The 11,662-nt window shown below is 63.5% G+C and carries 12 protein-coding genes; 5 read left to right on the forward strand and 7 right to left on the reverse strand.

What is annotated here, in order from left to right:
- A partial coding sequence (locus EOA22_RS11810) for a lactoylglutathione lyase (protein WP_127389980.1) occupies positions 1-311 on the reverse strand: 311 nt, incomplete at its 3' end.
- A gap of 102 nt (positions 312-413) precedes the next feature.
- Here EOA22_RS11810 and EOA22_RS11815 point away from each other — a divergent pair.
- Positions 414-1,046, forward strand: a complete 633-nt coding sequence (locus EOA22_RS11815; protein WP_024504795.1) for a TetR/AcrR family transcriptional regulator — start codon at positions 414-416, stop codon at positions 1,044-1,046.
- 164 nt (positions 1,047-1,210) lie between these two features.
- Positions 1,211-2,605 carry a multicopper oxidase family protein gene (locus tag EOA22_RS11820; RefSeq protein WP_063170053.1) on the forward strand — a complete coding sequence of 465 codons (1,395 nt, stop codon included), beginning with the start codon at positions 1,211-1,213 and terminating at the stop codon, positions 2,603-2,605.
- 33 nt (positions 2,606-2,638) lie between these two features.
- Here EOA22_RS11820 and EOA22_RS11825 read toward each other — a convergent pair whose 3' ends face one another.
- The 3 genes from EOA22_RS11825 to EOA22_RS11835 all read right to left on the reverse strand — a co-directional run bounded on the left by EOA22_RS11825 (position 2,639) and on the right by EOA22_RS11835 (position 4,933).
- On the reverse strand, positions 2,639-2,926 hold the full coding sequence (locus EOA22_RS11825) for a PTS sugar transporter subunit IIB (RefSeq protein WP_023809203.1): 288 nt from the start codon (positions 2,924-2,926) through the stop codon (positions 2,639-2,641).
- Between the two features lie 19 nt (positions 2,927-2,945).
- The gene (locus EOA22_RS11830) at positions 2,946-3,407 is read right to left on the reverse strand and encodes a PTS sugar transporter subunit IIA (RefSeq protein ID WP_063170054.1); all 462 of its coding nucleotides are present in this window, start codon (positions 3,405-3,407) and stop codon (positions 2,946-2,948) included.
- A gap of 119 nt (positions 3,408-3,526) precedes the next feature.
- A complete protein-coding gene (locus EOA22_RS11835) occupies positions 3,527-4,933 on the reverse strand; it encodes a PTS sugar transporter subunit IIC (RefSeq protein WP_013530221.1) in 1,407 nt (468 codons plus the stop codon).
- 339 nt (positions 4,934-5,272) lie between these two features.
- On the opposite strand from EOA22_RS11835, the gene EOA22_RS11840 reads away from it, so the two are divergent.
- Complete coding sequence (locus EOA22_RS11840) at positions 5,273-6,589, forward strand: NAD(P)H-dependent oxidoreductase (RefSeq protein WP_063170055.1); 1,317 nt, start codon at positions 5,273-5,275, stop codon at positions 6,587-6,589.
- A 4-nt stretch (positions 6,590-6,593) separates the two neighbouring features.
- On the opposite strand, the gene proC is transcribed toward EOA22_RS11840, so the two are convergent.
- The 3 genes from proC to EOA22_RS11855 are packed head-to-tail and all read right to left on the reverse strand — an operon-like array spanning position 6,594 to position 9,771.
- A complete protein-coding gene (proC, locus tag EOA22_RS11845) occupies positions 6,594-7,409 on the reverse strand; it encodes a pyrroline-5-carboxylate reductase (protein WP_063170056.1) in 816 nt (271 codons plus the stop codon).
- A 60-nt stretch (positions 7,410-7,469) separates the two neighbouring features.
- Positions 7,470-8,804, reverse strand: a complete 1,335-nt coding sequence (locus EOA22_RS11850) for an O-antigen ligase (protein WP_063170057.1) — start codon at positions 8,802-8,804, stop codon at positions 7,470-7,472.
- Positions 8,773-9,771 (reverse strand): glycosyltransferase, encoded by a 999-nt coding sequence (locus EOA22_RS11855; protein WP_063170058.1) that lies wholly within the window; start codon positions 9,769-9,771, stop codon positions 8,773-8,775. The genes EOA22_RS11850 and EOA22_RS11855 overlap by 32 nt, the downstream gene beginning before the upstream one ends.
- Positions 9,772-9,943: 172 nt before the next feature.
- Between EOA22_RS11855 and EOA22_RS11860 the strand changes: the two genes are divergently transcribed.
- Together EOA22_RS11860 and EOA22_RS11865 are read left to right on the forward strand one after the other, a co-directional pair.
- Positions 9,944-11,116, forward strand: a complete 1,173-nt coding sequence (locus tag EOA22_RS11860) for a glycosyltransferase family 4 protein (protein ID WP_063170059.1) — start codon at positions 9,944-9,946, stop codon at positions 11,114-11,116.
- Positions 11,113-11,662 (forward strand): WecB/TagA/CpsF family glycosyltransferase (locus tag EOA22_RS11865; protein ID WP_127389981.1); only part of this gene is annotated, 550 nt, incomplete at its 3' end. The genes EOA22_RS11860 and EOA22_RS11865, both read left to right, overlap by 4 nt.

The raw sequence follows: 11,662 nt of genomic DNA on the forward strand, positions 1-11,662 counted from the left end.
GCCGGGTTGGGATCGGCGCGACCGCCTGCCGCCACGCCCTTCTCGATTACGACATTGACCTCGTCCTTGCTGTCGACGGTGAGTGCGATCAACATCTGGCTGTCCCGCTTGGGGTCGCCGATCGGGCGCGCTGTGAACTGGCTGTAATGCTGGTGCGTCAGCAACATGACCCCGATCGAGTCTGAGAACATGATCGAGCTGGACTGGTCGCTCGAGAACTGCGGGTTCAGCGTGCCCCCGATCGCGAGATAGAACTTGGTCGCCGCCTGCAGATCGCGTACCGGTAGATTGAGGAAGATCATTTTGGTCATCGGTCTAAGCCTTGCTGCCGTTGATGGGTACTAGCCAGTCTAGTACTGTAACTATGGCTACCATGCGGGAACGGTACCGTCTAGTACTGGTTGAGAGGCGCTATGAAAATTGATGGTGAGACCAGGTCGGCTCGCAAGGATCGTGAAATCATTGAAGCGGCTACGGCCGCCTTCATCGCCAAGGGCTATGATGGAACCAGCATGGAAGAGATCGCCACCAAAGCAGGCGCATCCAAGCAGACTGTCTACAAGCATTTCACGGACAAGGAGACGCTTTTCGGCGAAGTCGTCGAGTCCACCGCCAGCCAGACCAACGATGTCGTCGAGTCGGTGACGATGCTGCTTTCCGAGGCGAAATTCATGGAGGGTGGGCTACAGCAGCTTGCCCGACGCATGACAACGACGCTGATGGACGAAGAGCTGCTGAAGCTGCGGCGTCTGATTATCGCCAACGCGGATCGGATGCCGCAGCTTGGCCGGAGCTGGTATGAAAAAGGTTTTGAACGCATGCTTGCCTCGGTGGCATCATGCTTTCAAAAGCTTACCAGTCGAGGCCTGTTGCAGACCAGCGATCCCCGTCTGGCGGCCAGCCATCTCTTCGGAATGCTTCTCTGGATCCCAATGAACGAAGCCATGTTCACCGGAAGCAACCCGCGTTCGAAGGCGGATCTCGAGCGGCACGCCGATGCTTCGGTCGAAGCATTCCTTGCCGCCTATGGGGCGCGGCCGAAATAGTCGCGCGCCGCTCCGCCAGCGACGCTTATTGTGGTCGATTGTCCGTCCACGCCAGCATCTTTTGCTTAAGGCCGGTGGCGGAGTCGGTTTAGGCACAGGGTGCTCGCTTACGATCCAAGGCTGCGATAAACCCAGGGCAGCCGTCTTTGCAGCTGGAGCGTCAAATGACCGTACTCACCCGACGCCGGCTTTTGAAAACGGCAGCGATTGCCGGCGCAGGCGGGGTCGGGCTTTCGGCCATGGGCCGGCTTGGTGGCTGGGCCGCTGCCATGCCTGAGCCGGTGGTTTTGCAGACGGCAAAGATCCAGGCGAAGCTGATGGATATCGGCCAGACCAGGGATGTGCTGACCTATGGCAACGCCGGAATGCCGCCCGTGCTCAGAATGAAAAAAGGCCAGCCCTTCGCTGCACGCCTTGTCAACGCGATCGACGATCCGACGACGATCCACTGGCACGGTATTCGCGTTCCAAACAAGATGGACGGCGTGCCGTTCCTGGTCCAGCCCTACGTCTACACCGGCGATCATTTCGACTACGCCTTCACGCCGCCCGATGCCGGCACCTTCTGGTACCACCCGCATTGCAACACGCTGGAGCAGATGGGCCATGGCCTGACGGGCGTGATCGTGGTCGAAAACCCAAGCGATCCGAAATTCGACGCCGAAATCGTCCTCAACTTGCGTGACTGGCGCCTCGGCGACGACGGTCAGTTCATCGACCAGTTCCGGCCGCGCGATGCCGCAAGAACCGGCACTTACGGCACGGTGCGCACCGCAAACTGGCTCGACCAGCCGCAATATGACACGCCGGCCGGAGGGCTGGTGCGGCTCAGGGTCGCCATCACCGACGTGACGCGCATCTACGCTTTTCGCGTCGACGGTGCGCAGGCGAGTGTCATGGCGCTCGACGGCAATCCGGTGCCTGAGCGTTTTTCGCCCGATGCCTTGCTGCTTGGACCCGGCCAGCGCATGGAGCTGGCCATACGCATGCCCGACGAGGAAGGCGCGATCGTCAGCTTGAGGGACGTCAGAGGCACCAAGCCAAAAATCCTGGCAACCCTGCGCGCGACAGGAAACTCCCTCAAACGGGACATTCGCGATGTTGCTCCACTGGAGCTCAATCCGGTGGCGGAAGTGGATCTCGCCAGTGCCAGGCATATTTCCCTGGCGCTCAGCGCCACGGCGGAAAATGTCCCGAGCGATGGCATCTGCGGCTCGCTGGGCTACAGTTTCTGGGCCATCAACAAAGTGCCGTGGCCCGGCGACACCAAGGATCCGACCGCGCCTCTGGCCGAACTGAAGCTTGGCCAAAGCTACGTCATCGACATGGAGAACCTGACGCCGCAATCCCATCCCATGCATCTGCACGGCATGAGCTTCAAGGTGCTGTCGTCCTCGACGCGCCAGGTTCAGCCCGTGATTTCCGACACCTATCTCATCCAGCCCAACGAGAAGGTTCAGCTCGGTTTCGTCGCCGATAATCCCGGCGACTGGCTGCTGCACTGCCACATCATCGAGCACCAGAAATCGGGAATGACGAGCTACGTCAGGGTGGTGTGAAGCCGCGTCAGCCTGCGCGTGGCGTCTGGACCGTCACTTGCGCAATTGAGCCTCGATCTCGTCGAGCACTTTGTCCTTGCCGATGCCGGTGAGGAAGGCGAGGCCCTTGATGACCGGCTTGGTCACCGAAGCGGAGATCGGGGTGGTTGCGACGATGAAGTCGACATTGTCGGCCAGTCCGGGCACTTCGGTGGCCTTTGCCTGCTGGGCATTGAAGGTGAGGCCGCGTTTCTTCATTTCCTCGGTGACGGCGACGTTGACCGCGGTCGAGGTGGCGATGCCCGTGCCGCAGGCGAAGAGAATGGTTTTCTGTCTGGACATCTCTGCTTCTCCTTGGTTATCAGCCGAGTACGGCTCGCACGTCTTCGAGGGTTCTGGCCGACCTCAAATCATCCAAGGCTTGCGGGTTCTGGATGGTGGCCATGACGGCCTGCAGCGCCTCAATCTGCTTGTCCTTGTCGTTGATGGCAAGCAGGAAAACGAAGCCGACCGGCAGCATCTCGTCGGGATCCTCCATGTTGGCGAAGGTCACTGGTTGCTTCAATGTGCCCATCGCGATGCCAGGCTTCAGCACATGCTCCGGATCGGTGTGCGGCACCGCGACATTGTCGGAGCGTTCCAGCGGCAGTCCTGTCGGGATGGTCAATTCGCGGCGCACGACCGCGTCGGCATAGGAGCTTTTGACATAGCCAAGTGTCTCCAGCCGGCCCGCCAGGATGCGGATGATCTCCTCATTGGTCGAGGCATCGGATCCGAGCACGATCGCGTCGGGATCCAGAAGCTGCATGAGGCCGTCGGACATTCTTTGCTCCGTCGATGAAATCGTGCGCCCCGAGGAGGGCGCACGATCGGGCTCCGTCGATGAAATCGGGCGCCCCGAGGAGGGCGCACGATCGGTTTGAAGGGTGGACCCTATCAGGTTCAGGCCGTCTCTTCGGCCGGCTCGTCCTCGGCGCCCGCGGCCCGCTCCCAGCCGAGCGGATTGCGGCGGTAGAGGACAAACAATGCCGCGATGACCACCGCGATCACGATGATGCCGACAAGTCCAAGCCCCTGGATCGCCTCGATGACCACGTAAGGCACCCACAGGAAGCCGTCGACCACCGAGGTGATCTGCAGCGCATCCGCCGGCAGCTTGAAGCCCGATGCGACGGCAGCACTTGTGAACAGCGGCGCCAGCGCGTTGGCGACGTAGAAGCCGATGGCCAGCGTCACCGTGCCGATCACCACCATGCGGAACACGTTGCCTTTGACCAGCGGCGCGGTCATGGCGACGATGAAGGGAATGACCGCAAGGTCGGCGAACAGGATGACGCGGTTGCCCGGCAGGATGATGGACAGGATGATCGCGATCGGCACCAGGATCAGCGACGACGAGATCGCGGCCGGATGGCCGATCAGGATCGCGGAATCGAGGCCAACAAGAAGCTCGCGATCGCCCGTGCGCTTGCGCACGAATGCCTGGGCTGCGTCGGAAACCGGCAGCAGGCCTTCCATCAGGATCTTGACCATGCGCGGCAGCAGCAGCATCACCGCGGCCAGCGTCATGCCGGTGCCCAGAACCTTGGCCAGCACCACGCTGAGATCACCCGCATTGTAGAAGGCGATCGCACCAAGCACGAGGCCGATGATGAGGCCCATCACGACAGGTTCGCCGAACACGCCGAACCTGCGCTCGATCGTATCGGTGTTGATGTTGATGCGGTTGATCCCGGGAATGCGGTCCATGATCCAGTTGAGCACAATGGCGATCGGCAGGATCTGCGCCGAGGCGAGATGCGGCACGGAGATGCCGGGCACGCCGTAGAACTGCTGCACCGCGCGCGCCGACCAGTCGGCGAACAACAGCGAGAGTGCTGCGACAAGTGCTGCGACCGCGATGCCATAGGCCAGGTTGTCGGTTGCGGCGACCACCAGCGAGCCGACAAAGGCGAAGTGCCAGAAGTTCCAGACGTCGACATTGAGCGTGCGCGTCATGCGTGTCAGCAACAGCACGATGTTGACGAGAATGCCGACCGGAATGACCCAAAGGCCGACCGATGAGCCGAAGGCGATCGCGGCCGCGGAGGGCCAGCCGACATCGATGATGTCGCGATGGATGCCGGTGTTGGTGACGATGGCCTTGGCGACGTCGCCAATCGACGTGAACATGAGGCCAAGCACCAGATTGATGCCGATGAAGGCGACGCCGATGGTGACGGCGGCGCGAAAAGCCTTGCTGACCTTGGCGCCCAGAACCACGGCGATGACGAAAATGACAATTGGCAGCAGGATCGTCGGGCCAAGCGTATCGATGGCCCCTTTTAGGCCCGCGAGAACAGTATCCATTTTTCCTCCCCTGGAGCCGCGAGCCTTCGCTCGACGCCTCGCAATGATGCTCCATCCAGCCTTTGACGCCGTGGCGCAAAGACACTCCCCAATTTGCCCAGAGGCGAATGCTTCCCGACTGTCGCGTCGGTGAACATTTGCCTTTGTTGACAAACGAATGTTTTATTGGGGTTGTCCGCTGCAATGTCAATTGGTTGGGCTTCGGCGAATCGAGCCCCGGCGGACGTGCCTTCCGAGACGATTTCGTGGGAAATTGCCGGTCGCGACCGGGTTTCGTTGGCAAATAGAACCCATTCCCTGCTATCCGACCCCAAATCACGAAGCTGTGGACATTCCTGCATGACCAACGTCGCCCTGACCGGGCTTGCCCGTGATCTCGCCAAGCGTGCCGCCGAGAACCGCCCGGTGCGCATCGGTGTCATCGGTTCGGGCGAAATGGGCACCGATCTGGTCACGCAGGGCATGCTGATGCCGGGCATTTCGGTCTGCGCCGTCTCGACGCGCCGCCCGCACACCGCGCGCGACGCTATCCGTATCGCCTATGGCGACGAAGCCATGGCGGTCGAAGCCGACACCGCCTCGAAAGTCACCGCGGCAATCGAGGCGGGAAAAATCGCCGTCACATCCAACGAGATGCTGGTCACCAATCCGCTGATCGACGTCGTCATCGACGCCACCGGCAAGCCGGGCGTCGCCGCCGATTTCGACCTCATGGCGATGGAGCACGGCAAGCATCTGGTGATGATGAACGTCGAGGCCGACGTCACCATCGGCTGCTATCTCAAGCAGCAGGCCGACCGGCTTGGCGTCGTCTATTCGGTGGGTGCGGGCGACGAGCCGTCGAGCTGCATGGAACTGATCGAGTTTGCGTCGGCGCTCGGGCTGACCATCGTGTCGGCCGGCAAGGGCAAGAACAACCCGCTCAACCACGATGCCGTACCGGACGATTATCGCGCCGAAGCGATCCGCCGCAACATGAACCCGCGCATGCTGGTCGAGTTCGTCGACGGCTCCAAGACCATGGTCGAGATGTGCGCCATCGCCAACGCCACCGGGCTGGTGCCGGACGTCCCCGGCATGCACGGCCCCAGGGCCGATCGCGACGACCTCGCCAAGGTGCTCATCCCGCGCGAGGATGGCGGTCTGCTCACGAAGAAAGGCGTCGTCGACTACACGGTCGGCAAGGGCGTCGCGCCCGGCGTCTTCGTCATCGTCGAGGCGACGCATCCGCGCATCATCGAGCGCATGGACGATCTGCATATCGGGCACGGCCCCTATTACAGCCTGTTCCGGCCTTATCATCTGACGTCGCTGGAAGTGCCGCTGACCGCAGCCCGCATCGTGCTTTTCGGCAAGCCCGACATGGTGCCGTTGCCGCGGCCCGTGGCCGAAGTCTGCGCCGTTGCCAAGCGCGACCTAGTCGCCGGCGAGACCTTCGATGCGATCGGCGAGACTTGTTACCGCTCCTGGACGATGACCGTCGGCGAAGCCCGCGCCCAGCGCGCCGTGCCGGTCGGCCTGCTCGAGGGCGGCAAGGTGCTGAAACCGGTCACGAAAGGCGAATTGCTGACGGCGGATAATGCGTCGCCCGACCAGACGACGAGGCTGTTCGCCTTGCGCCGGCTGCAGGATGAGATGCTGTACGGGACAAACTGAGGATTTATCTCCCCAGTTCGACCGACCGCAGCCGCGCAGCCTCCACCGCTTGCGTCAGCAGATTGGTCAGCCGGTCCTCGCCCATCAGAACGGCCAGCGCCGCGGCCGTCGTGCCGTTGGGGCTGGTGACCTGCTGGCGCAGCACGCCCGGTTCCTCGCCGCTTTCGGCGGCGAGCGAGGCGGCGCCATAGACGGTCTGCATGGCGAGCAGCTTGGCGGTCGCCGTCGGCAGACCGGCCTTCTCGGCGGCAACCGTCAGCGCTTCGATGAAATGGAAGATATAGGCCGGCCCCGATCCGGACACGGCGGTCACCGCATCCATCAGGCCCTCATCGTCGATGGTGGCCACTTCGCCGCTCGCCGACAAAAGGTCGGCGACGAAACGCTTGGTGTCATCGGACACGAGCTTGTTGGAGAACACCACCATCATGCCCTTGCCGATCGCCGCGGGCGTGTTGGGCATGCAGCGCACGATCGGCGCGCGGTTGCCGAGGATTTCCTCGAGGGTGGCGGCAGGCGTGCCGGCGGCGATGCTGACGAAGGTGGTGCGGCCGTCGCCGAAGCGCTTGTAGGCGGCCGTGACGTCGCGGATCACCTGCGGCTTCACCGCGATGACCACGAGATCGGGCAGGGCATCGGCCGGTATGCTACCGGCATCGGCTGATGTCGCGCAGCCCAGCGTTGCCGCGCGATTGCGCAGATCGGCATTGGGCTCGACCACGAAAACCGCCGACGGCGCGAGCTTGCCGGATTTCAGCCAGCCCGAGAGCATGGCGTAGCCCATATTGCCGCAGCCGGCGAGAACAAGCCTGATCGTCATCGAAAGCCCTCCAGAGGAAGGCCTTCACATAGACGATGGCGCTTCCCTGGGGAAGCCCCATCAGGATCGCGAGCCGCGATCGGGATCGCGCACCGCGATTGGCCGCAGCGACACTTGCCTGAGGCCGAGCACGCCGAGCACGAAGAACAGCCAGACCGGGTCGCCGCGATGGAAGAAGAAGCTTTCGAGGAAAGCGTTAAGCGCCGTGAACAGCACCACCATCATGAAGAAGTCGCCGAGAAAGATGTTTTCCCTGCGCAACGGAATGCGCATGTAGTCGCGCAGCGGCGCGATGAGGAAGGTGTAGACCGCCACGCATAGTGCCGGAATGCCCATCAGCACGGCGATGTCGAGATAGCCGTCATGGCCGTGCACGATGGTCCTGATGTCCCAGGGCCGGTCGAATGGCTGGTCTTGGTTGAGCAAGAGCGGCGTGCCCCAGAAGCTCTCATAGCCGTAGCCGGTCCATGGCTTCTTCGCCAGCATGCTGCCGGCGAACTCCCACAGCGTCGTGCGGCCGGTATAGGTCATGCCGGGGAAATAGATCGCCGCCAGATGTTTCACAGGCGGCAGGAAGACGATGCCCAGCGTGCCGACAGCCGTGGCGATGATGGCCAGCGCAAACAGGATCGGCGTGCCGAGCCGCATGCCTATCAGGCTCGGGAACATGACGATCAGGATCGAGAACGGCACCAGGCCGGCTGTCGTCTTGGAGCCGGTGTGCAGCATGAAGATCATCGCCGCGAGGAAGATCCCGGCGCCCCAGTAGCGCTGCCCGCGCCGGTAGAGATAGAGGCCTGCGAAGCTGAGGCAGGCCATGACCGGCCCGGCAATGTTCTTGTGGGTGAACACGCCGCGCCACAGGCCGGCATGTTCGGGCTCCTGCGAGTCGGCTGTGTGCATCGCCTCGTGCGGAAAGACGATGAGGCCGAGATAGGAAAGGCCCATGACCACGACGGCGGTGAAGATGATCACCTTCGAGAAGGCCTCGGCGTCGCGCGGCAGCACCAGGATCGTCGCCATCGTCAGGATGCCGATCAGCGTGAAGGAGGCGGCGCGCATGGCCGAAGGCGGATCGGTCGACAGGATCACCGAGAGGAAAAAGAAGCCCAGCATCAACACCCAGGATGGGCTCAGCAGCGAGCGCACCACGCGCGGATCGGCAAAGGCCATCAGCGAGAAGATCGACATGGCGCCGAGCGAACCGAAGCCAAGCTGGTTGACGATGTCGCCGCCTTGACCGGTGAGTTCGGCGCCGCCCGGCTGGAACGGCCGGAACGACACCATGATGACGGTGAACAGCAGCGCGGCAATGGCGGTGGCCACGCCTTCGCGCGTGAACGCGTCGCCGAGCGGCGCGCGCTCAGTTTTTCTCAGGCTGGCGGTATTGCTCATTGGCATATCCGAATTCGGCCAGCACGCGGCCCAGCGCCACATGGACGGGGTAGATGGCGATCGCCGGCGATCGGGTCCGCGCCAGCCGGATCAGGCCGCGAAACGGCGAGGCGGCAAGCAGTGCCAGGCTCTTCAGCAACACTTTGGCGCCGGCCATTGGCGTGCCGGCGCGCTTCTTCTTTTCGACCAGTGTCGAGATGACGCCGTTGCGCAGGCTGCGGGCGCGGATCCAGTCGGCTTCGATACGCCGCGCCGGAACGGTTTCCAGCACCTTGGCCTCGGCGCACCAGCCCAGCACAAAGCCCTTTTGCACCGACCGGCTGAGAAAGTCGGAATCGCCGCCGCCCATGAAATTGAATCTGAGATCGAGAAAGGGCGGACCCATGGCGATCAGCACGTTGCGCCCGACCAGAAGATTGCCCGACGAATAGAGCGCCGGCACGCGTCCGGTTTCCCGGTAAGGCGGCGCGAACACCGGATGCTCTGCCCATCGCGCATGGGCGGGGTCGGCAAACACGGGCACCTGCGGGCCGCCGACAATGTCGGCGCCGAGCGTTTCGGCAGCCAGGCACATCCGTTCCAGCCACTGCGGATCGGCGATCTCGTCGTCGTCGATGACCAGCAGATGCCTGAAGTTCGGGAATTGCAGGATGGCTGTCTGCCAGCCGGCATTGTAGGCGCTGCAATTGCCGCGCTCATGCGCGATGATCACCAGGCCCGGCATTTCGCCCCGCTCGAACAGCGGCAGCACCGCCTTGGCGCCGGCCCGCGCCTCGGCTTCGTTCTCCATGACGATCACGGCAAAGCGCCTGCCGGTTTGCTGCGCGCGCAGCGACGCCAGCGTTTCCAGCACCTGCTCGGGACGCTTGAAGGTCGGCAAGGTGACGACGGCTTCGACGGCCTCGACGTCAAGCCGCGGCGTGCGTCCCGCGACCGATACCGAACCGTCCGATGGCAAAGGGATCATCCGTGTCCAGCCACATGGTGAGTTGGGCTCTGGTAGCACCACGGTTGATAAGGTTTCGTTAATCACCTTGCACGGAGAAGCCCGCCAGGCAGCGGCTTTCGGCCGTCGAATGTGCAGGCTTAATCAAGGGTTCACCGCACTTTGCTACCGGCTACACCACTGGATAGGTAAGATGCATCTGCTGTTCGCCACATCGATCGTGCCCGACGGCGCTCTCGCCTCGGGCTACGAGATCGCCAACGCTGCGATCATCGCTGCCTTGCGGCGCGCTGGCGCGCGCGTCACCGTCATCGGCTTTACCTGGCCGGGGAAGCCCGCGGCCGACCCCGAAAACACCGTGGTGCTGGGTGCGATCGACGTGCGCACGGAAAATGCCTCCGCGCGGCAAAAGCTGGCCTGGGTCGGCAAGGCGCTGCTTTCGGGCCTCACCTTCGCGTCGGTCAAGCTGCGCGCCGTGTCCGACAGCGATGTTCTCGCTGCCATTGAGCGTGCCGGACCGTTTGACGGCTATGTCTTGAATTCCGTGCAGTTCGCCGGGGCCTTCGAAAAGCTGTTCGCTGAGCGGCCTTCGATCTTCGTTGCCCACAATGTCGAGCATCTTTCGGCGCGGGAGAATGCCGCTGCCGCCGACGGTCTCTTCCAGCGCCTGCTGTTTCGCCGCGAGGCGAGGCTGCTCAAGACCGTCGAAGAGCGTCTCTGCCGCCGGGCGCGCTTCGTCTTCACCCTGGCCGAGGAAGACCGCGCCGCACTCGGTGTCGCCTCCGACAACCGCTCGGCGGTGCTGCCGCTGGTGACCGGTGCCCAGGCGCCAACCCTGAAAAGCCCGCGCCGCACCGATTGCGACGCCGCCCTGATCGGCACCTGGACCTGGCAGCCGAACCGCATCGGCCTCGACTGGTTCCTGGGCAAGGTCGTGCCGCATCTGCGGCCCGATTTCCGCATCCGCATTGCGGGCCACATGCCTTCGGGCGTCGCGTCGAAGCACCCGGGTGTCGAATTTGTCGGCCGCGTGCCCGACGCGCAAGCTTTCGTGCGCGGTGGTGCCGTCATCCCGCTGATCAGCACCGCCGGCAGCGGCGTCCAGTTGAAGACCATCGAAACCTTCGAGCTCGGCCTGCCTTCGGTCGCCACCAGCCGTTCGCTGCGCGGCATCGACCACCGTCCTTCCAATTGCGTCGTCACCGACGATCCCGTTGCCTTCGCCAGGGCGCTCGAGGCTGCGGCGGCCGACATCCGCGACGTTGACGGCAGCGCGTTCCGGGGCTCGCAGGTCAAGGCGCTCGACGCTGCCATCCGGCTCGGCCTCGAAAAGCTCGCCCCTCTCAGGCAGGAGGCGTTTGCATGAACATGCATTCCGCCCGCGCCGCGTTCGGGCTCGACACGCTGAAGACGATTCTTGGCATCCCGGTGGTTGCGGTCCGCTGGAACGATGCCATCGCCCTGCTGAACCGGCTGATTGCCGAGCGGCGCTTCACCAAGGTCAGTTTCCTCAACGCCCACAATGCCAACATCGCCTATACCGACCCGGTGTTCGCCGAAGCACTCGATGATTTCCTCATCCTGCCCGACGGCATCGGCATCGATCTGGCGGCGAGGCTCCTCTACGGGGCGCCGTTTCCCGACAATCTCAATGGTACCGATTTCGTCCCGGCCTTCCTGCAGGCCTCGACGACGCCGCTGACCGTCGGGCTGCTCGGCGCGACGCGCGTCAACGCAGAAGCGGCGTCGGTCAAGCTGGCGGCACTGGCCGTGCAGCACCGGTTCGTGGTGATCCATGACGGCTATTTCCCCCCTTCGCAGGAGCAGGAAATCGTCGACCGGATTGCCGCGCTTCGGCCCGACGTGCTGCTCGTGGCCATGGGCGTGCCGCGCCAGGAATTGTGGATCGAAC

This window comes from Mesorhizobium sp. M7A.F.Ca.US.014.04.1.1, assembly GCF_003998745.1.
In the GTDB taxonomy this organism is placed as follows: Bacteria; Pseudomonadota; Alphaproteobacteria; order Rhizobiales; family Rhizobiaceae; genus Mesorhizobium; species Mesorhizobium ciceri.